The organism is Centipeda artemidis DSM 19719, assembly GCF_000426665.1.
Classification (GTDB): Bacteria; Bacillota; Negativicutes; order Selenomonadales; family Selenomonadaceae; genus Centipeda; species Centipeda artemidis.
In genome coordinates, this window is the sequence record NZ_AUFU01000001.1 from 372,777 (window position 1) to 394,339 (window position 21,563).

Genomic DNA, 21,563 nt, shown 5'->3' on the forward strand with positions numbered 1-21,563 from the left:
ATCGTTTTGGGAGACTTTCATGGAATGTTTTAACCATCCCGGTGCGCCTTCCGTTGCGTCCTGCGAGGAGTGTCATAAGCACCTATGCCGCATTTGCGCCGTTGATCTGGGTTCATTCATCCTCTGCCCAACATGTTTCTCCAACTTCATTGCGATGCAGGAAAAACATATAAGATCACTGCGCCGCCGTTTCATTGTAGGGATTGTCTTGGTCGTACTCTTTGTACTTCCCTATGTACGCGGCATTGGCAGCTTCTCAGACTTGACCGAGCTCCTGCTGCTTGCTCTTTGGATACTGTCGTTCCCCATTTCCCTCTACATAATGAGAGGCGCCCCCGACCCATATGTCCCCACATCGTTTTCCGCCGCCGGCAATCTGGCTCTTTTTCACTGGTTCACAGCGCTGCTCATCGCGCCCGTCAATCTGATACGCGCCTATCGCAGCTATCATGATTTTTCTGTCGCTGTCGCGAGCAATAAAGCCCATTTAGAAGATGTCATCAAAGCCGGCAGCCTGTAACACAATCAGAAAGAGACTACTGCACGAGGAAGGTTCGTGCAGTAGTCTCTTTTTGTTATCAGACGTAGTCTTCTCTTTCACTCCGGCTTGATATGCCCGCTCTGATACGCATGCAGCAATTCATGCAGGTCGGCGATCTCGGCGGCGATCACGGCGCCGCGGTCAGTGTCCCGCACGATGGTCTGCCGCGATTGGAGTTCGACGGTCTGCGAGACGGACTCGATGTCTTGGTTCTCCTTGAGCGCGTCTCTGACGCTCGCGATCTGCTGATGCTGGAGCAGGCGCAGGCCGCGCGAGTTGTAGATCAGCGTATAGCCGGAGATGCCCGTCTTGGCGCGGAAGGCGGCGGCGAATCCACCGTCGATGACGAGCGCGCGACCGCCCGCGCGCAGGGGGCTCTCCCCTTTTTTCACCTTGACGGGGACATGCCCATTGATGATGTGTCCGCGCTTCGGGTCGAGGTCAAATTCCTCCAATATTTTCTCGCAGATGCGCTCGTCCTTGATCAGGCGGAAATATGGATCGGACGGCTCCTCCCATGTGCTCTCATCGGCAATGAACGAGCGTTCAAAGGTCGTGAACGAGCGCCCCGACGTCGGCGCGAGCAGGCCGCACCACAGGAAATACATGAAGTCGAGCCCTTCCTGCGTGTGCGCGTTCCACGCTTCGCGCGCCTTTTCCTCGCAGAAATCCATCCATGCACGCCCGCGATATTCTTTTCCTTTATATGTGACGGTGCGAAACTCGCCCTCTTCGTCGAGGAGGACACAGGCGTGGAAGAGCAGGTTGCCGTTATAGCGCGTATACATGCTGCCGCGCTGATAGAGATAGTCCACATGGCGCTGAAGCACTTTGCTCTCGAGAAAGTACGAGCGCAGATCCTCGATGATGTGCCGTTCCTCCTCGGTCAGCTCGTAGCAGTCCGTACCGTCGTCAATGGTCGGGAAATATGCGCTCTCGAGCTCAACGCGCCGCCCGTTTCCAAGCGTGACATAGGACGAGCGAAAGTCAATCTTATCGAGGAGCAGACGATCCTCCATGCGGAAATCCGGATTGCGGCGGATGAGCGCACCTTCGAGCTTGAACATTATCATCGTTATGGCGCGCTCCGCCGCCTTGATCGGGTTTTCGTCCGGATAGATGCGCGAGGCAAATGTAGAGAGCGGACGCAGGCTGATGCCGTAGCCGCGTTCGAGGACGTCGGTATTGCGGTAGCGGAGAGAGTTGCGGATCACGCCCGCGATGCAAACCTCGCTGCCGAGCGCCGCGCCCATCCATAGGACGTCGTGGTTGCCCCACTGAATATCGACGGAGGGGTGCTCCATGAGGAGATCCAAAATGCCGTCAGGGCGGTCACCGCGGTCAAAGAAGTCACCGACGATGTGGATGCGCTCGACGGCAAGCCGCTTGATGAGGACACTGAACGCCTCGATATAATCCGTACCTCCGCCGATCTCAACGATGGTCTCGATGAGCTGCTTATAGTAAAAGAGCTGCGCCTCATCCTGCTCGGGACGCGTGTTCATCAGCTCGACGATAACGGACTCATAGCGTTTCGGAATGTAGCTGTATACCTTGGATGCGGGGAATTTCCAGCTCATGAGCTTCGTCAGCTCGAGGAGGTTCGCGAGGTTCTGCTGGTACCAAATCGCGGTATTCTTCCCCTCTGCCGCAAGCTGCTCAACTTTTTCACGCGGATAGTAGATGAGCGTGCAGAACTCCGCCTTATCCTCCTCCGTCATGCGCTCGCCGAAGCAGTAGTCCACCTTTTCCTTGATGACGCCGGAACAGTTGTTGAGGATGTGAAAGAACGAATCGTACGCGCCGTGCAGGTCGCTCATGAAATGCTCCGTTCCTTTCGGAAGCATGAGCTGCGAGCGGAGATAGACGATCTTTTCGTAGACAATCTCCTTGGTCGGATATTTCTCCGCCATAAGGCGGAGCACCTTCTCCCGATTTGCCTCTTCATGATGCGTGTTCATGCCGCTTCCTCCTACAAAATTTTTCTACTCTTCTGTATTCTAACATTGAACCGAATTGATTTCAAATGAATAATCTGTTTCCTGATGCAAAAGCGACATAGTACGAAAGCTTCCGGTTATATGATTTACCATATCACCGGCGTGTGAGATAAATTTGTCTCTTTCCCTCGCCTATGGTATAATTTTCTCGAAAAATTGTCGTTCAAAAAGGAGCCGAGTGTCCTTGAAAAAATATTTCTCGAGTTTTTTCCACTTCATCGGGAGTGTCATCCTCGCGGCGGCGGTCGCTGGCTATTGGTATATCGCGGGCGATATGTCGCTCGAAACGGCGTCCGAGGTATTCGTCGGCGTGTTCCTCGCCGCGTCGCCGCTTCCCTTCATCCTATCACGCCGGCTCATCGCGCTGCGCATCAAGCGCTGCCTCAAGGCATCCGCCGTGACGTGCGGCAGAACCGCCGCTCTCACGGAGCTGATGCGTGTCGATACCGTTGCGTTCAACCGCAGCGGCACGCTGACGGAGGGCAGTGTGTTTATCTCAGGACTCGTCCCCGAGGGCATGACGCAAGGCTCTCTGCTCTCCCTCGCCGCAAGCGCGGAGCGTGAAGCGTCGCACCCGTATGCACATGCAATCTACGATACGGCGGTGCAGCGCGGTCTGCACCTGCAGCGGCACTCCGCTGCACGCGAAACCGAGAGCTTCGGCGTGGAGGCGCTGATTGCGCGCACGCCCGTCCGCGTGGGGAAAAAGGAATTTTTACAGGATGAGGATGTAGAGATCAGCGCCGCACTCCTCACCCGTGCCGATCAGCTCGCGACCAGCGGACAGACGCCGCTCTTCGTCAGCTCAAGCAAATACGCGCGCGGCATCATCGCCGTACGCGACGACGTGCGTGCCGATGTCAGGCGCACGCTCGGCGAACTGCGGCGCCGCGGCCTTACTCTCACGCTGCTGACGGGCGAGACAAAGCGCCTTGCGAACGCTACGGGCAAAGAGCTCCACATCGCGGAGGTGCGCGGTGACCTCACCGCCGCGGATAAGGCGCGCGAGATCCGACTGCTCCAATCGCGCGGCGCGGTCATCGCGATGGTCGGAGACCCGGAGGCGGATCAGCCCGCACTGCGTGCAGCCGATATCAGCATCGGCTGCCCCTCCTCGTTCATTCGCCCGCATGCGGAAACAGAAGAAAAAGATCCGCTGCACGAAGAACTTCTGCGCAGTTCTCCTGATGCCGACGCCCCCGCGGCGCAGCCCGTCGAGCCTCTGATGCCGGCTGAGGATGCGGCATACTTCGAGGCTCAGGCGCTGCGCAGCCAGGGACGCACCGAGAACTATACCCCCGACATCATGCTCGATGTACAGGGGCTGCCGGGACTCGCGGCGCTCCTCGATGCCGGAGATGCCGCTCGTTCCCGTGCCAAACAAAACAACGGGCTGGCATTCCTCTTCCTCCTCTTCTTCACCGTGCTTGCGGCAGGTGCCCCCGCCTTCTTCGGAGGCGTCGCACTTCCTTTCGTTTTCGTCGTTGGTTCGCTCGTTATAATGCTTGTTTTGCTCGCGGTAAATGCCCTAAGATAGCGACTATAATAAAAAATTATTCTTATATAGTAAAATATATCAACTTAACTTGTATTTCATTTTGACCTATGATATAATTCATCCAATTCAGGGCTTTCGTCTTAAATATATAGACGAAAGCCCGGGGTATTATATTACAGGTCATTTTATTTTATCTTTTTAGGAGGGTTTTGGAAATGGAAGAAGTGCTGCTGTCGCGATGGCAATTTGCCATCACGACCATCTACCACTTTCTCTTCGTTCCGCTCACGCTCGGCATGGCGATTTTCGTCGCCCTGCTTGAGACGTGCTATGTGCGGACGAAGAATCCGGAGTGGAAGAAAACCTGCCGCAAGCTGCTGAAGTTCTTCGGCACGCTCTTTCTCATCAACTTCGCCATGGGAGTCGTCACCGGACTCGTGCAGGAGTTCCAGTTCGGCATGAACTGGTCGGAGTACGCGCGCTTCATGGGCGATATTTTCGGCGCGCCGCTCGCGCTTGAGGCGCTGACGGCGTTCTTCCTCGAGTCGACGTTCCTCGGCATTTGGATGTTCGGCTGGGACAAGCTCTCCGAGAAGGCGCACTGCGCCTGCATTTGGCTGGTCGCCATCGGCAGCAACCTCTCCGCGTTCTGGATTCTCGTCGCAAACTCGTTCATGCAGCATCCCGTCGGCTACACGCTTGCCAACGGGCGCGCGGAGATGGCGAGCTTCGGCGAGCTCATCACGAATCACTACATTCTCGGCGAACAGTCGCACACGCTCTTCGCGGGCATCACGACGGCGGGCTTTGTCGTCATGGCGGTCTCCGCATGGAAGCTTCTCAACGACGGCGCGTCGCGCTACGCTTTCACGCAGGCGATCAAGGCGGGCGCGATCTACACGATGGTCGGCGTCGTCGGCGTCATCGCGAGCGGGCATTTCCACACGCAGTATCTCGCGCAGGCAAGCCCGATGAAGCTCGCCGCGATGGAGGCGCTGTGGGACACGGAAGATCCCGCGCCCTTTGCCGTTCTCGCCTACCCCAATATGGAGCAGGGCAAGAACGATTTTGAGATCACGATTCCCTACATGTTCTCGTTCATGGTACACGATAAGCCCTCGGGCGAGGTGCGCGGCATCAACGACCTACAAAAGGAGGCGGTCGAGAAGTACGGCGCAGGCGACTACCGCCCGCACGTCACGCTCCTCTTCTACGCGTTCCGCGCGATGGTTGGCGCCGGGTTCTTCATGGTGCTCGTCTCCTTCCTCGTGTACTACTTCGCAAAGAAGAACAAACTGGAGTCGATGCAGAAACTCCTCTTTGCGCTGCCGTGGCTCGTCGTGATCCCCTTTATCGCGAACTCCGCAGGATGGATCGTCGCGGAGATGGGCCGTCAGCCGTGGCTTGTTGTCGGTCTGCAAAAGACGGTGGACGGCGTGTCGCCGAACCTCACCTCTCCTGAGATTTGGTTCACGATGCTCGGCTTCACCGTGCTCTATCTCCTGCTCATCGTGACGGCGCTCTACATCGCGTTCCGCTTCATCCGCCGCACGCAGATCACGGCGACACCGGAAGGAGGCGCACAATAATGGATTACAATATTCTTTGGTTTGTCCTCATCGCCGTGCTCTTCACGGGGTTCTTCTTCCTCGAGGGCTTTGACTACGGCGTCGGCACGCTGCTCCATTTTATTTCAAAGGATGAAAAGGACCGCACGCAGATCATTCAGACCATCGGTCCCGTTTGGGACGGCAACGAGGTGTGGATGATCACGGCGGGCGGCGCGATGTTCGCGGCGTTTCCGCACGTCTATGCGACGATGTTCAGCACGTTCTACATCGCGCTCTTCCTCATGCTCGTCGCGCTCATCCTACGCGGCGTGGCGTTCGAGTTCCGTCATCACCGCGACGACGACGAGTGGAAACGCCGCTGGTCGTGCGCGCTGACGATCGGCAGTGTGATTCCCGCGTTCCTGTGGGGCGTTGCCGTCACGAACCTCATTGCGGGACTCCCCATCGGCGCGAATATGGTCTATCAGGGCGGTTTCTTTGACCTGCTCACGCCCTATACCGTCGTCGGCGGCGTGACCTTCCTCTGCGTGTTCGCGTTCCACGGCGCGGCGTTCCTCTCGCTCCGCCTGACGAATACCTACCTGCTCGCGCGGGCGCGCACGCTCGCGCTGAAATTCGGCGCAGCGGCGGCGGTCTTCTACGTGCTCTGCATGATCCTCACCTATACGGAGACGGATCTCTATGACAGCACGGCCGCGGGCGCGGCGCTCTTCGTCTCGGCGGTGCTCTTTGTCGCGGGGCTCGTTGCGATGTATATGCGCGCACAAAAGCCGGCGTTCATCCTCGGCGGTCTCGCCATCGTCGGCACGACGGTCGGGTTCTTCACGGGGCTGTTCCCGCGTCTCATGGTTTCGAGCCTCAATCCAGGCTGGAGCCTGACGATCCGCAACGCGTCGTCCACGGAGTACACGCTCTCGATCATGACGATCGCGGCGGTGATCCTCGTGCCGATCGTCCTCATCTATCAGATTTGGACATATTACATCTTCCGCAAGCGCATCACTCCCGAGAGTGCGGCACATACGGACTATTGATCCCGGACGGATATGAAACGACGCATTCTATTTGATACGTTAAGGACACAAAAGAATATTCTCTATGCGCGCATCGGCGCCGAACTGGCAAGTTCACTGCTCGTCGTCGCCGCCGCATGGGAAACCGCGTCCGTCGTGAACCTCGTGTTCATCGAGGGATACTGCAGCACGGAAACAGCACCGGAACTCACGGTGCTGTTTTTGTGCCTCCTCGGCATGGCGCTCCTGCGTATGCCGAAGGCGCGTCTGGAGCGGCGGCTCTCCGATGCGGCGCGCCTTTCCTGCCGCCGTCAACTGCACGCGGTGCTGCTCTCGGAGCGGCACGATGTGTCGGGGCTATTGACGCTTGCGCTCGAGCGGGTCGATGCGCTCGATCAATATTTTCGCACGGTACTGCCGACGGCGATCTCGTTCGCTGTGCTCGTGCCGCTGATTCTCATCGTTGCGGCGATCCTCGATCCGCTCTCCGCCCTGCTCTTCCTCGCAACGCTGCCCATCGCGCCGTTCCTGCTCTACCTCATCGGGCGCGCGACGCGGCGCGCGAGCGAGCAGCAGTGGGACGAGATGTCACGGCTCACATCGGGATTTGGCGAGTTGATCCGTGCGGCGATGACGCTGAAGATCTTTCACCGCACAGATGCGGAGGGAGAGCATCTCGCGCGGATGAGCCGCTCCTTTTCCGAGGCATCCCTGCACGTCCTGCGCCTCGCGTTCATCTCCTCCTTTGCACTGGAGCTGATCACGACGCTCTCCATCGCGCTCATCGCCGTATCGATCGGTCTGCGGCTCGTCGAGGGCATGATGGATTTTTGGACGGCGTTCTTCGTCCTCATCCTTGCGCCGCTCTTCTATCAGCCGCTGCGCGAGGGCGGCATCGCGTTCCACGCGGCGATGGAGGCAAAGACTGCCGAGGAAGCCCTGCGCCCCTATCTCAGCCCCACAGCACCCGCGGACGGCGCGCAAAGCCGCGTCCTCTCCCCGCCCGCACTCGCTGCGTCGGAACTCACCTACCGCTATCCGCTGACGGAGGAAACCGTGCTGACGCGTCTCTCCCTCACCTTCCCCGCGGGCAAGCGGACGGTGCTCGCAGGAGCAAGCGGCACGGGGAAAACGACGCTGCTCACCCTGCTCGCGGGGCTTGCCGCACCGACAGAGGGCAGTGTGCAGATTTCGGACGGTGCAGGTGCAGATCATGCCTTTGATTTGGCAACGCTCTCGGAGAAAACGAAGTGTGCCCTCATCAGCTATGTGCCGCAGGAGCCACACATTTTTTCCGCGACGCTCGCGGAAAACGTCACGCTATGGCAGGATAACCGCAGTCCGGAGGACGCCGCCGCCGCACTCGAAGGCGCGGCGCTCGGCGATTTCCTGCGCGCCCTGCCGCAGGGGCTCGATACCCTGCTCGGCGCGGGCGGGCATCCGCTCTCAGCGGGTCAGCGGCACCGCCTCGGCATCGCTCGTGCGCTCTGTGCCGCCCGCCCCATCGTACTCCTTGACGAACCGACGGCAGGGCTTGACGCAGAGACGGAGGAGCACGTTCTCCGGACGCTGACGGAGTTCGCACATCGGCGCACGCTCATTGTATCCTCCCATCGCCCTGCAGTCATGGCGTGGGCGGATCATACGATTACACTGGGAGGTGAGACATGATGCAGAGCGTTTTTGTCCTGCGCCGTCTGCTTTCCTTTGCTGAGCCGGCGAAAGCCCTGCCCGCCCTCCTCGCGGGAACGCTTGCCGTCCTCTCAGCCGTTGGGCTCATCGGCACTGCCGCGTGGATCATCGCGAGCGCCGCGCTCCGTCCGCCCCTCTCCGCACTCGCGCTTGCCATTACGCTCGTGCGCGCCTGCGGCATCGGGCGCGCGGTGTTCCGCTACCTCGACCGCTGGTTCTCTCATGTGCTCGCCTTCGACTGCTATGAAAAACTCCAGCGGGAAACCTATGCGCGTGCCGCGGAGAGCATTCCCCTGCGCGCGGGCGGCGTGCGCGAGGGCGCGTTCCTGCACGACCTGCTCACGGGATGTGAGACGCTGCGCGATTTCTACCTGCGCACTGTGCCGCAGCCCGTCATCGCGGGGATTCTGACGGCGCTGACCTGCGCCGCGCTCCTGCCGCTCACGACGCTCGGCGCGGCGGGTCTTGCCGCCGTCTATCTGCTCCATCTCATCCTCCCGCAGGTCATTCTGCGCGAGCGCAGTATGCGCGAGGAGAGCGCCGCCTACCGCGGCGTCCTGCTCGATCTTACGGCAGGACGGGACGAGCTGATCGCGGCGGGCGCGCTCCCGCACGCGGAGGAACACCTCGCCCGCACGGCATCCGCATTCCAAAATCGCACGCAGCGACGCGGCATGTCGCGCGACCGTCTCTTCTGTGCGCTCGACGTACTGCGCACGGGACTTTGGATCGCGCTCATCGTCCTGCTGATCCCGCATGTCGCCGGGGGATCTCTCAGCGGTGTGACGTTCGCCGTATGGGTGCTCGTGCTCGAAGCGGTACTCGCCGAGTATCGTCCCCTGCCCGCCGCAGCGCTTGGCATGCCCGAGGCACGGCGCGCGGCAGAGACGATTTTGTCGAAAGGCGATGTCCCAAACCATACGGAAGCCTCCGCCCCCCGCTCGGACTCCGCCGCCCCGTCTTCCGCCGCCGCACGCTCGGATGCCCCGCTCATCGAAGTACAATCTCTTTCCTTCGGCTATGATCCCGCGCTTCCCGTTCTGCAGGGTCTCTCCTTTGCCATCAACAGCGGCGAACATGCCGCGATCATCGGGGAGAGCGGCGCGGGCAAAACGACGCTTGCAAGTCTCCTGCTCCGCCTATGGGAGTGCGACGGCGGGACAATCCGCTATCGCGGCATTCCTGCACACGCACTCTCGCTTGCGGAGACACGTGCCCTCTTCGGCGCGGCGCTCCAAGGCAGCTATCTCTTCAGCACGTCGATCCGCGATAATTTCACGCGCCTGCACGAGGGAATTAGTGAGGAGCGCATCCTCCGCGCACTTGAGACGGCGCAGCTCGCCGATATCGTGCGTGCCCTGCCCGCAGGATTGGACGAACCGCTCGGCGAGAACGCAGCGCGGCTCTCGGGCGGACAGCGCAGCCGTCTCCTCACCGCGCTCGCGCTAGCTTCGGACGCCCCGGTGCTCCTGCTCGACGAACCGACGGCAGGACTAAACGCGGAACTCGGCGAACGGCTCATCCGCGCCATCCTCACGGAGCTCAGCGCCGAAGGGCGCACGCTCATTGTCATCACGCATGATTTGCCCTTGCTGGATCATATGAAACAGGTAATAGAACTATGAATCAAGAAACATTTCACCGGCTCATCCACGTCGTTATCGATCGTCTCGGTGCGTCCGCGCCGCCCCACGATCTCTTTGCGGGTGGTGTGGACGATTGGCATTCGCGCGCGCGGCTCGCCCACTTCCTTTTACAGATGCCCGAGCACCGCGCCGACAGCATCGCGCTCCTCCAAAGTACTGCCGACGCGGAGGTCAACGAAGACCTCGCGCAGGATGTCGAGGAGAAAGTCTACGCACTCCAAGCCCTTTCCGCCGCGGAATCCGAGAATCCGGAGCTGCGCGACGCAGCGCTCGAACATATCAATCTGGCGATCGAGTGCGCCGAGTCCACCGATTTTCTCTACAAGTACATCCTGCGCGGCGAGCTGTGGGCGGATCGGTGGAACCTCATGCACAAGATGCAGATGACCGCGGAAGCCGAGCAGGAAGCGGACGAGCGCATCGCCGCCTTTGACGGGCTGGACGCCGACGTGCCGCACAACAGCTATCTCTACTACGGCTATCGATTCAAGGCGCACCTCGCCGCCGAGCGCGGCGTCCCCCTCGTCGCCAAGGACTATATGCACATGGCGATTCACGCGATGGAGATTCCGCCCGCCTATGAGCAGCCTCTCGCGGATGCCTTTGCCGCCGCGCATGAAAACGCTGCGTGGATTCTGCGCGAAATCGACCGCGCAACGCCGAATCCGGAGACGCTGCACTGGGATATATAGAATAAGAAAGCCTTTTGCCATCGGCAGTGCCGTGAACAAAAGGCTTTTTCTATGTACATTTATCGTTTTTCCAAATCAATCAAGCATCCCAACGAAGATATCCGTTACCTGATCCGTTTCTGGATTGATTTTGAATACGATGCCAAAATAACTGTATCCCGCATCGTAAAAACATGAGGTAACGCGCCGCTTATTATCATACCCCGTCTTCGTCGGTGTACCGTAGGCTCCCAGCACATCCATGCGTTTCATGTCTACGGAGATGCCCTTGGGCGTCGCAATGCCGTTATTCGCGGTTGTCCCCATCACCTGAACAAAGTTCATATCATCGCTAAAGACAATATAAAATGAATCACCATACTCATACATCGGTAAATCATGCATGAGCGATCGAGTTATCCGCGTCGGCTCACCATAAACGCTTTTCACATACTCTGCATTGCTTCTTATTGTAATTCCGCCCAACACACAATCATCAATAGAAATTGAAGCTGCACAGAAGGTCATGAGACCAAACGTAAAAGTAAAAGCAAGAATTGCCGCAAGCCGTTTCATGATAAACGCCCTCCTTCATCATAAAATTCCATATGCGGGATATTTCGACATGATGCCTTAAAATCCTCTCATGACCACAATGCATGGTTTACCGATGTAAATAATAATACCGCGACAATATGCCGCCGCATAACGGAGCCGCCACGCAATACGGTACGGCGACTCCATATATGCGGCCGATATGCTACCGGTGATATTGGATGCAGAGCGCCCTGAGTTTTTGCGGGTCGAGTTGGAGGAGGTAGTCTTTTTTGAGACTCCAGCGCCAGTTGATGCCGACGGTGCCGGGCGTATTCATGCGCGCGCGCTCGTCAAGAGCGAGGAGATCCTGCATCGGGATAATCGCCATGCGTGCGTGCGATGCGTACGCCGTCTTGATGAGGCGCTTGCAGATGGTCTGCGGACGGTCGGACGTCGTGCCGACCATGTTCGCGAGGGTCTCGCGCATCACCTCGTCGATGTCGTGCATGTACCAGCCGACGGTTGTGTTGTTGTCGTGCGTGCCGGTGTAGATGATCGTGTTCTCCGGCACGGCGAAACCAACGCGCCCCGCTTCGTTCGGTGCGAGCATGAACTGGATAACCTTCATGCCCGGGAATCCGCAGTCCTCGCGCAGTCGATCTACCTCGCTCGTGATGATGCCGAGATCCTCGGCGACGATGTCGAGCGTGCCGAGTTCTTTTTCGATCTCGTCAAAGAACACCTTACCGGGTCCCTTGATCCAGCGCCCGTTGATTGCGGTCTCCGCCTTGCCGTCGATCGACCAATAGGATTCAAAGCCGCGGAAATGGTCGATGCGGATGATGTCGACCTGCTGACTGAGTTTACGGAAGCGATCCTTCCACCATGCGTAATGCTCCTTTGCCATGGCGCCCCAGTCGTACTGGGGATTGCCCCAGAGCTGCCCGCTCGCGGCGAAGTAGTCGGGCGGTACACCCGCAACAGTGCGCGGCGTGCCGTCCTCGTTGAGGTCAAAGAGCTGCGCGTGCGCCCATACGTCCGCGCTGTCCCGCGCGATGAAGATGGGCATGTCGCCGAGAATCTCGATTCCCTTTTTCTTTGCGTAGTCGTGCAGGCGATTCCACTGCGTGTGGAAGATGTACTGCTTGAACCGGTCGAGTTCGATCTCATCCCGCTGTTTTTCGGCGAGTTCTTTGAGCGCGGCGGGATCGCGGCGGCGAATCTTCTCCGGCCACTCCGTCCACGGGGCGCGGTCGTATTCCTTCTTCGCCGCGTGAAAGAGTGCGTAGTCGTCGAGCCAATACGCTTCCTTTTCGCAGAACGCGCGGTAGTCGGGGTCGTCCTTGCCGTCCGTGCGGAACGCAACGCACGCCTTTTCGAGCAAATCTTTCTTGAACTGCTTCACTCGGTCAAAGTCGATGAAGGCGGTATTCGCCTCGTACGGCAGGAAGAGGTCGCGCTCTGTGAGCCATCCACGCGCGACAAGCGGCTCGGGATCGACGAGCATGATGTTCCCGGCGAACGCCGAGATGGACTGATAGGGCGAGTATCCGCAGCCGACGGGACTGAGCGGGAGAATCTGCCAGACCTTTTGCCCGGCTTCTGCAAGGAAGTCGACGAACCGGTATACCTCCTTTCCGAAGTCGCCCACACCGTATTTCGACGGGAGCGAGGTCGGGTGCAGGAGGATGCCCGCCTTGCGCTCGTAGCGGCGCGGTTCTTTGCGCTCGTGCAGAAGCAGTCCGTAGAGCGGCGGAATTTTAACGCGCAGCCGCCCGCGCTCGACCTCGTAGGTGCGCGAGGGTTTGAAACAGTCCTCGAACGTGCCGCAGGCAAAGTCGCTGACGTCCAGCTCGATCGTAATGCTCTCCTCGGTATTGCGGTTGAACGCGGCGATAAATACGCCGTCCTCCTTCTCGTGATTGAATACGTCATAGCCGGAGCGGATCGTGCGCGCATAGGCAACGACGTCACCCGCGCCGTAGAGCGGCAGGATGTCGCCCGTGCGCAGCGCGTCGTTCTTGTTGCGGATCTCAATGAACCGCTCCACCCAGCCGCGGATCTCCTTGTTGCCGTGCGTCCAGTCGTAGGGGCGGCGGTTGAACGGGTCTTTGAAGCCCTGCATCCCAATCTCGTCGCCGTAGTAAACGCTCGGCACGCCGGGATAGGTCATCTGCCACAGCGTCGCCATGAGGAGACGCCGCGATCCAAGGTCGAACTGCTCGGGCGTCATGCGCACGCGCGACTGCTCGATCGCGGGCATCCCCTCATAGTACGGCACGCCCGCGAGCACGGTGACGGCGCGCTGCACATCGTGACTGCCGATGAGGTTCATCATCGCATAGAGATTTTCCTTCGGATAGTTCTCGATCTGACTCGCGAGCCGCCGTGCCGTCAGCGTGCCGTCCGCACTCCCGGTGAGAAAGTCGAAGAGGATCGTGCGCAGCGGATAGTTCATCGCCGAATCCATCTCATTGCCCGAGAGGTATTCGCGCGGCGTTCCGTACGCGACCTTGTTCGAAGCGTCCTCCCACACCTCGCCGATCATAACGGCGTCGGGGTCGTGCTTTTTCAGCTCTGAGAAAAATGTCTTGGAGAACGCCGGCGGCAGCTCGTCGATGACATCAAGACGCCAGCCCGCGATTCCCTCGTTCATCCAATGATGCAGGACGCTGTTCTCGCTCGTAATGATGAAGTCCATGTAAGCGGGATCGGTCTCATTGACGTTCGGCAGGGTATCAAAGTTCCACCAGCAGTCGTATTCGTTCGGGTAATTCCGAAAGTGATACCACGAGTAATACGGCGACTCCTCGGACTGGTACGCACCGAGCGAGCCGTACTGCGCGCGCCGGTTGAAGTAGATGCTGTTGCTGCCCGTGTGACTGAACACGCCGTCGAGGATGATGCGGATGCCGCGCGCACGCGCTTCCTTTACGAGCGTGCGGAAATCCTCGATGTCGCCAAGTATGGGGTCGATCTTATGATAGTCCCCTGTGTCGTAGTGATGGTTGCTCTCGGACTCAAAGACGGGGTTGAAGTAGATGCACGAGATGCCGAGATCGGCGAGGTAGTCGAGTTTGCCGATGATCCCTTTGAGGTTCCCGCCGAAAAAGTCATAGGCAATGATCTCCTTCGTATCAGGGTCTTTGAGATACATGGGATCGTCCGTCCAGTCCGTCCGAATGACCGCGCCTTTCTTGCGTACGATCTCATCCCCCGCGCGCGCGAACCGATCCGGGAAGATCTGGTACATGACGGCGTTCTTAAACCAGTCGGGTGTGTGCGCGCCCTTGTTGTAAATCGTGATTTGGTACGAGGCGGGTGCGGTGCGGCTGAGCGTGCCGACGCCGCCGAGCATCTCTTCGTTGTTGCCGTAGAAATAGGTGCCGCTTTCCGCCGTGATGATGAAGTAGTACCAAAGGAGGCAGCCATGATCCGGCAGGTTCACCCAACAGGTATAAAAATGCTGCTCCCCCTCCGTGTCCTTTGTCTCAAGCGGAACAAGACGCTCCCCCGTCCGATCCTGCCACAGGCGCACGAGCACCTGCCTGATCGGTTCATAGGTGCGGATGCGGATGCCGAGCCGCAGCCGCGCGCCCGCCTCCGCCGCTCCAACGATGGAACGGTAATAGATGTCCTGTGAGTTGTGCTCCACTTGATATTGTTCGAGCATAGCGCCTCTCCTTTCCCTGAAAATAAACGCACAGAAACCACCGACGAATCGAATGCTATCATTCGGGTATATTCATCGGCGGTTTCCTGAATTTCGCGTCGCAACAAGCATTCCCATGCGCTGCACACAGTTGTCTCCTCGGTCGGAATCCCCTTATTCTCCGATCATGACGCGGTCGTAAAGTTTCTCATATTCCTTTGCTGCGCGCGCCCAGCTAAAGTCGCTGTGCATCGCTGTGTATATGAGCTGCCGCCACTCGCGCAGATTAGCATAGGCGGCGAGGGCGCGCTTCAGCGCGTACATCATCTCGTGCGCGTTGTACTCATAGAAGAGGAAGCCGTTCCCCTTGTCGACATCCGAGCGGTCGAACTGCACAACGGTATCCTTCAGTCCGCCCGTCTCCCGCACGACAGGGATCGATCCGTAGCGCATGGCGATGATCTGCCCGAGCCCGCACGGCTCGAACATGGACGGCATGAGGAAGATGTCGGACGCGGCGTAGATGCGCTGCGCCAGCTCGTTCGAGAAGCGGATATTGATGGATGCCTTGTTCGGGAACCGCCAAGCGAGCTCCTTGAACCAGTCCTCATAGCCGCGGTCGCCCGTGCCAAGGAGGACGAACTGGGCGTCCTCGTGCTGGAGGATCTCGTCGAGAACACGCACGACGAGGTCGAGCCCCTTGTTCTCAACGAGACGCGTGACCATGGCAACCATTGGCGTACGGCGGTTTTCCGGCAGGCCAAGGTCGCGCTGGAGACGTACCTTGTTGTCGCTCTTGCCCTCGACGGCATTTTTCACCCCGTAGTTGACGTAGAGGTTCGTATCCGTCTCCGGGTTGTAGACACCGTAGTCGATGCCGTTGACGATGCCGGAGAGCTCGGCGCGGCGGCTGCGCAGAAGTCCGTCGAGATGTTCGCCGTAGTATTCGTACTGGATCTCCTCGGCATAGGTCTTACTGACAGTGGACACATAGTCGGCGTAGATGATGCCTGCCTTCATGAAGTTCACGGCGTCAAAGAATTCAAAGTCGCCGTTGTTGTAATACTGCCAATCAAGCCCCAGGACATCGGTCATGACATCTTTTGGGAAGACGCCCTGATACTTGAGGTTGTGGATGGTAAAGAGCGTCTTGATGCCCGTATAGCGCGGGTCGTCCATGTGCTCAAGCCGCAGAAGGACGGGGACGAGCGCCGCGTGCCAGTCGTTGGCATGGATGATGTCCGGCCAAAAATCGAGCGCAGGCAGGAAGTTCAGTACGGCACGACAAAAGAACGAGAACCGCTCCGCGTCGTCGGGGTAACCGTAGAATCCCTCTCGGTTATAATACTCCTCATTGTCGACGAAATAATAGGTCACGCCGTCCAATACATACTTGTCGATGCCGACGAATTTATCGCGCCACGCGACGTTCAGTACGCCGTCGTAGACGTGTTCCATGGAGCTGCGGATCTCCTCGGCAATCGTGCCGTATTTCGGCAAAATGACGCGGCAGTCTACGCCGTCCCGGACGAGCGCAGGCGGGAGTGCCCCCGCCACATCCGCGAGTCCGCCCGTCTTAGCGAATGGAACTGCTTCCGATGCAACATATAGAACCTTCATCCCTATATCCTCCTTTGATCCACGCGGGCGATGCCGTAATCATCCGCCCCGCGCGCCGTTTATATCTGTTTCGTGGCTTCTTTCTCTCCTATTCCCGCACGCGGGGGATGTATCTTTCTATCCCTTCGTGCTTCTTGCTTTTTTGGGCGCGTCCCCCGCCCCCTGTGCCGTCTTGCGAACGGTCTTTTTCTTGACTGCGGTCATGCCCTGTGTGCCTACTTTCTCTGCGGCGGGCTTTTTCGCCGCCGCACGCTTCTTCGGGGCGGGCTTTTCCTCCGCGGACTCCTCCGTCTTTGCCTTTACCGTCCGCGTTTTCTTCGGGGCGGGCTTTGCGTCGGCATCACTTTCTGCGGTGCTCTTCTTCGCGCTCGCACGTTTTTTCGGCGTGGGCTTTTCCTCTGCCGCAGTCTCTGCCTTTGCTTTCACCGCCCCCTTCTTCTTCGGGGCGGGCTTAGCCCCCTCGTCCGCTGCGGCACTCTTCTTGCGTGCGGCGGCGGCTTTGGGCTGAGCGGGTGTTGCCCTTTTTTTTGCAACGGCGTCGGCGATCTCGGGCAGCTTGCTGACGGGTGTCCCTGCCCCGCTCTGCCGTTTCAACCGATAGAATGTCGATGCGAGCGGCGGCACGGTGATGACGATGGACTGCTCGCGTCCGTGGTAGGCGTAGTCCTCACTCACGAGATCCCCCGCGTTGACGACGCCGCTGCCGCCGTACGCCTCCTCGTCCGAGTTGAACACCTCGACATACGAGCCCTTCGTCGGCACGCCGATACGGTAGCCGTGATGCACCTCGGGCGTAAAGTTGTGCACGCAGACGAGGAAATCGCTCGGATCGTCCGCGCGGCGCACGAGTGCGATGATGCTGTTCTCATTGTCGTTGCAGTCGATCCACTGGAACCCGCTCCAATCGAAATCCACCTGCCAAAGGCATTTATTTTCGACGTAAAACTTATTGAGCGCCTTCGAATACGCAAGCATCTTCGTATGCATCGGGTACTGCTCCACCAGATGCCAGTCCATGCTGTCGTCGAAGTTCCACTCGATGAAATGACCGAACTCACCGCCCATAAAGAGCAGCTTTTTCCCCGGATGCGCGATCCAGTAGCCGAAGAACCCGCGCAGTCCTGCGAACTTCTGCCAGTAGTCGCCCGGCATCTTTTCAATAAGCGAGCGTTTGCCGTGCACGACCTCGTCGTGCGAGAGCGGAAGGACGAAATTCTCGGAGAACGCATACATGAGTGAGAATGTGATCTTGTCCTGGTTCCACTTGCGGTAGATGGGATCGAGGCTCACATAGTCGAGCATATCGTTCATCCAGCCCATGTTCCACTTGTAGTTGAAGCCCATGCCGCCCATGTAGACGGGCTTCGAGATGAGCGGCCACGAGGTCGACTCCTCGGCGATCATCAGCGCATGCGGATGATACTTGAAGATCGTCTCGTTGAGCTTTTTGAGGAAATCCATCGCCTCGAGGTTGCCCGTGTCGCCGTATTTGTTCGGCTGCCACTCGCCGTCCCTGCGCCCATAGTTGAGGTACAGCATGTTCGCGACCGCGTCGATGCGCAGTCCGTCGATGTGGAACTCCTCGAGCCAAAAGAGTGCGTTCGAGATGAGGAAGCTCTGCACCTCCGTCCGCCCGTAGTCAAAATTCGTCGTACCCCACTCGCGGTTCTCCGCGCGCGTCTCGTTGTCGGATTCGTAGAGGTTCTTACCGTCAAACCGGCGAAGCCCCTGCTCGTCCTTGCAAAAATGCCCCGGCACCCAGTCCATGATGATGGCGATGCCGTTTTGATGCGCAGTGTCGACGAGATAGCGGAAATCGTCAGGCGTGCCATAGCGGCTCGTCACGGCGAAATAGCCCGTCGCCTGATAGCCCCACGAGCCGTCGTATGGATGCTCGCAGAGCGGCATGAATTCGATGTGTGTGTAGTTCATATCCTTGACATAGCCGATCAATTGATCCGCCATCTCACGATAGGAGAGGTATTCGCCTTCGAGCGTACGCCGCCATGAACCGGCATGGACTTCGTAGGTGAGCATCGGACGCTCGTACGACGTCTCGCGCGCCTTTTGCTCCTGCCACGCGCCGTCCTGCCATTCGTATTTCGTCATGTCGTACGTGCGCGACGCCGTCTGCGGTTTTTTCTCCGCATAGAACCCGTAGGGATCCGCCTTCATGATGCGCGGTCCGCCCCACTGCGGTTCGATGGCGTATTTATAGATCTCGCCCTCGCCGAGTCCCTCGACAAAGGTCTCCCAGATCTCGCCGTCGGCAATACGGTTCATCGGGTTCAAAAGGGCATTCCAATCATTGAACACGCCGACAACACTGACGGCTTTCGCGTTCGGCGCCCACACCGTAAAGCGCACGCCGCGTTTTCCGTTCCGCTCGAGGAAATGCGCACCCAGCATCTCCTGTGCATGATAATTTGTCCCCTGGTGAAAGAGGTAAAGATCAAACTCACTTAACGCTGATGTTTTCACAAAGTCCCCTCCTATATGGTCTAAAAGCGTCTGTTACGAAATGATGACGGGGTGGATGTCCCAAATATCCCGCGCATATTCATCAATCGTACGGTCGGATGAGAACCCGCCCGAGTGCGCGACATTCATTGCCGCCGTGCGCGCCCAGCCGTCCTTGTCCTTGAACCGGCGCATCACCTCCAGGCGTGCGTCGTCGTACGCGTTGAAATCCTTGAGTATGAAGAACTCGTCGTTCGCGTGCAGGAGATAGTCGTAGATGGAGCGGAAATCCCCGTAGGTGCCGTCCACAAGCTGGTTCATCACCGTGCGTACCTTCTCGTTCGCATGGTACTCATCCCACGCGGAGTAAGTGCCGCCCGCATAGTAGTTCATGACCTCCTCGGCACGCAGCCCGAAGATCACGCAGTGATCGTTTCCAACCGCCTCGCGGATCTCGACGTTCGCGCCGTCGAGCGTGCCGAGCGTGATGGCGCCGTTCATCATGAACTTCATATTGCCCGTGCCGGACGCTTCCTTCGATGCCGTTGAGATCTGCTCGCTGACGTCGGCGGCAGGATAGACCAGCTCGCCGATGGAGACACCGAAGTTCTCAATGAAGATGACCTTCATGAACTTTGAGACCTGCGGATCCTTATTGATTTTCTCCGCAACCGCATTGATGAGGCGGATGGTCTCTTTCGCGATGTAGTAACCGGGCGCCGCCTTGCCTCCAAAGAAATAGGTGACGGGCTGTGAGAGGAACGCAGGATCGCTCTGCGCGCGATGGTAGCGGTACATGATGTGCAGGATGTTCATGAGCTGCCGCTTGTAGGAGTGGATGCGCTTCACCTGAATGTCAAACATCGAATCCGGGTTCAGCTTTATCCCGTTGTGCTGCTCAATGTAGCGGGCAAGCCCCTCGCGGCGCAGATGCTTGATTTTCATCAAACGGTCGCGGAACGACTTGTCGTCCACATAGTCGTGCAGCCCGCGCATCTGCTCCGGGTGGCGGTGCCACGAATGACTGCCGAGCACCTCGTCGATGAGTGCCGACAGCTCCGGATTCGCCCCCATGAGCCAGCGCCGATGTGTGATGCCGTTCGTCTTGTTGTTGAACTTGCGCGGCGTGTAGTCATAAAAATCCTTGAGCGTCGTGGATTTCAGGATGCCCGTGTGTATCTTTGCCACGCCGTTGACACTGTGCCCGCCGACGATGGAGAGACGTGCCATATGCACGACGCCGTCCTGTATGATGGAGAGCGCACGTACCTTTTCCTCGTTGCCGGGGTAGCGGCGGCGCACCTCCTCAAGATGGCGGCGGTTGATCTCGTCGATGATCATATAGATGCGCGGGAGCAGGGGACGGAACATGTCAATGCTCCACGTCTCAAGCGCCTCCGGCATGATCGTGTGGTTCGTGTATGCGATCGTGTCGCGCGTGATCGCCCACGCATCCTCCCAGGTCAGCTGTTCCTCGTCCACAAGGATGCGCATCAGCTCCGCCACGCAGAGTGCCGGATGCGTATCGTTGATATGTATGCCGATCTTCTTGCCAAAATCGTAGATGCTCATCCCCGTCTTCTTGTAGTGACGCACAATGCTCTGTACGCCCGCAGAGACGAAGAAGTATTCCTGAATGAGGCGCATGCGGCGCCCTTCGTATGTGCTGTCGTCGGGGTAGAGGTAGCGCGTGATCGCCTCGACGAAACTGCGGTAGTCGTTGCGCTGCTGGATCTGCTCCTGCGTCAGCATCCCGTAGTCGGAGAAATCGCGATTGACCTCCGCGTTCCACAGCCGGAGCGTATTGACTGTCGCATTGTGGTAGCCGACGATCGGCATATCGTACGGCACCGCCATGACAATCATAGGATCCTCGTGCACGAGCTCTAGTTTGCCGCCGCCGACATCACGCATGTACGCATTGCCGCCGAATTTGACATCGACGGATTTATCCGGCTTGCGGTACTCCCACGCAAAGCCGTCGCGCAGCCAGTTGTCCGGGATCTCGACCTGGTTGCCGCCGACGATCTTCTGCTCGAAGAGCCCATATTGATAGCGGATGCTGCACCCGTGTCCCGGGAGGCGATGCGCCGCGAGCGAGTCGATGAAGCAGGCAGCGAGACGTCCGAGGCCGCCGTTGCCAAGCCCCGCGTCAGGCTCTGCCTCGTAGGCGTCGCTGAGCTTGAGGTGAAAATCCTCAAGCACTTCTTTGAGCGCTTCCTCAATGCCGAGATTGATGAGGTTTGCCTTGAGCAGGCGCCCCAGCAGGAACTCGATCGAGAAGTAGTAAATCTGCTTTTCCCTGCGCTCGGAGTACTGCTTATTCGTCTTGACCCAGTTGTCCGAAATGGACTGCTTGGCAGTCGCGGCGACCGTCTTGTAGATTTCGATCTCCGTCAGCTGATCCACATCACGCCCGAACATAACGTGTGCCGTCGTGATGAACCTGCTCTTCAAGATTTTCTTCATTGTGTCAAGCGCTTTCCCCTTAGGGCTTGTAACATGATCCTTTTGTGCCAAATCGTCCACTCCTTTTCCAAAAGCGTCGTCCCCTATCCCTCGCCGCACATGCGGCATCCCCATGAGAGTCCCCGGGAAACAAGAAGCCGCTAAAGCACCTTCCCGCCCCCTGCAGGCGGGTGAGAAATGACTCTAACGGCAA

At 58.7% G+C, this 21,563-nt stretch carries 13 protein-coding genes; 7 read left to right on the plus strand and 6 right to left on the minus strand.

Annotated features, from left to right (window positions below; translation table 11 throughout):
• The first annotated feature begins 19 nt into the window (after positions 1-19).
• Complete coding sequence (locus tag K341_RS0101770; RefSeq protein WP_248676859.1) at positions 20-520, plus strand: hypothetical protein; 501 nt, start codon at positions 20-22, stop codon at positions 518-520.
• 77 nt (positions 521-597) lie between these two features.
• Here the strand turns inward: K341_RS0101770 and K341_RS0101775 are convergent, their stop codons facing one another.
• Complete coding sequence (locus K341_RS0101775; RefSeq protein ID WP_026761676.1) at positions 598-2,502, minus strand: fructose-bisphosphatase class III; 1,905 nt, start codon at positions 2,500-2,502, stop codon at positions 598-600.
• 223 nt (positions 2,503-2,725) lie between these two features.
• On the opposite strand from K341_RS0101775, the gene K341_RS0101780 reads away from it, so the two are divergent.
• The 6 genes from K341_RS0101780 to K341_RS0101805 all read left to right on the plus strand — a co-directional run bounded on the left by K341_RS0101780 (position 2,726) and on the right by K341_RS0101805 (position 10,653).
• Positions 2,726-4,078 carry an HAD-IC family P-type ATPase gene (locus K341_RS0101780; RefSeq protein ID WP_026761677.1) on the plus strand — a complete coding sequence of 451 codons (1,353 nt, stop codon included), beginning with the start codon at positions 2,726-2,728 and terminating at the stop codon, positions 4,076-4,078.
• Between the two features lie 176 nt (positions 4,079-4,254).
• On the plus strand, positions 4,255-5,628 hold the full coding sequence (locus tag K341_RS0101785) for a cytochrome ubiquinol oxidase subunit I (protein ID WP_009349700.1): 1,374 nt from the start codon (positions 4,255-4,257) through the stop codon (positions 5,626-5,628).
• Positions 5,628-6,644, plus strand: a complete 1,017-nt coding sequence (gene cydB / locus K341_RS0101790; RefSeq protein ID WP_026761678.1) for a cytochrome d ubiquinol oxidase subunit II — start codon at positions 5,628-5,630, stop codon at positions 6,642-6,644. The genes K341_RS0101785 and cydB overlap by 1 nt, the downstream gene beginning before the upstream one ends.
• Before the next feature lie 12 nt (positions 6,645-6,656).
• A complete protein-coding gene (gene cydD / locus K341_RS0101795) occupies positions 6,657-8,294 on the plus strand; it encodes a thiol reductant ABC exporter subunit CydD (protein ID WP_026761679.1) in 1,638 nt (545 codons plus the stop codon).
• Entirely contained in the window at positions 8,291-9,940 is a 1,650-nt protein-coding gene (gene cydC, locus K341_RS0101800) for a thiol reductant ABC exporter subunit CydC (protein ID WP_026761680.1), read from the plus strand. Before cydD ends, cydC begins: the two co-directional genes overlap by 4 nt.
• The gene (locus K341_RS0101805) at positions 9,937-10,653 is read left to right on the plus strand and encodes a hypothetical protein (protein ID WP_026761681.1); all 717 of its coding nucleotides are present in this window, start codon (positions 9,937-9,939) and stop codon (positions 10,651-10,653) included. Before cydC ends, K341_RS0101805 begins: the two co-directional genes overlap by 4 nt.
• A 75-nt stretch (positions 10,654-10,728) precedes the next feature.
• Here K341_RS0101805 and K341_RS0101810 read toward each other — a convergent pair whose 3' ends face one another.
• From K341_RS0101810 to K341_RS0101830, 5 genes are all read right to left on the minus strand, one after another.
• Positions 10,729-11,208, minus strand: coding sequence for a hypothetical protein (locus K341_RS0101810; RefSeq protein ID WP_026761682.1), 480 nt, complete (start codon positions 11,206-11,208; stop codon positions 10,729-10,731).
• 184 nt (positions 11,209-11,392) lie between these two features.
• Complete coding sequence (gene malQ / locus K341_RS0101815; protein ID WP_026761683.1) at positions 11,393-14,842, minus strand: 4-alpha-glucanotransferase; 3,450 nt, start codon at positions 14,840-14,842, stop codon at positions 11,393-11,395.
• A 153-nt stretch (positions 14,843-14,995) separates the two neighbouring features.
• Positions 14,996-16,441, minus strand: coding sequence for a glycogen synthase GlgA (gene glgA / locus K341_RS0101820; RefSeq protein WP_026761684.1), 1,446 nt, complete (start codon positions 16,439-16,441; stop codon positions 14,996-14,998).
• Positions 16,442-16,558: 117 nt separating this feature from the next.
• On the minus strand, positions 16,559-18,922 hold the full coding sequence (gene glgB / locus K341_RS0101825) for a 1,4-alpha-glucan branching protein GlgB (protein WP_026761685.1): 2,364 nt from the start codon (positions 18,920-18,922) through the stop codon (positions 16,559-16,561).
• A 33-nt stretch (positions 18,923-18,955) separates the two neighbouring features.
• Positions 18,956-21,484: a glycogen/starch/alpha-glucan phosphorylase gene (locus K341_RS0101830; protein WP_037349252.1), complete on the minus strand. Its 2,529-nt coding sequence runs from the start codon at positions 21,482-21,484 to the stop codon at positions 18,956-18,958.
• Between the last annotated feature and the right edge of the window lie 79 nt (positions 21,485-21,563).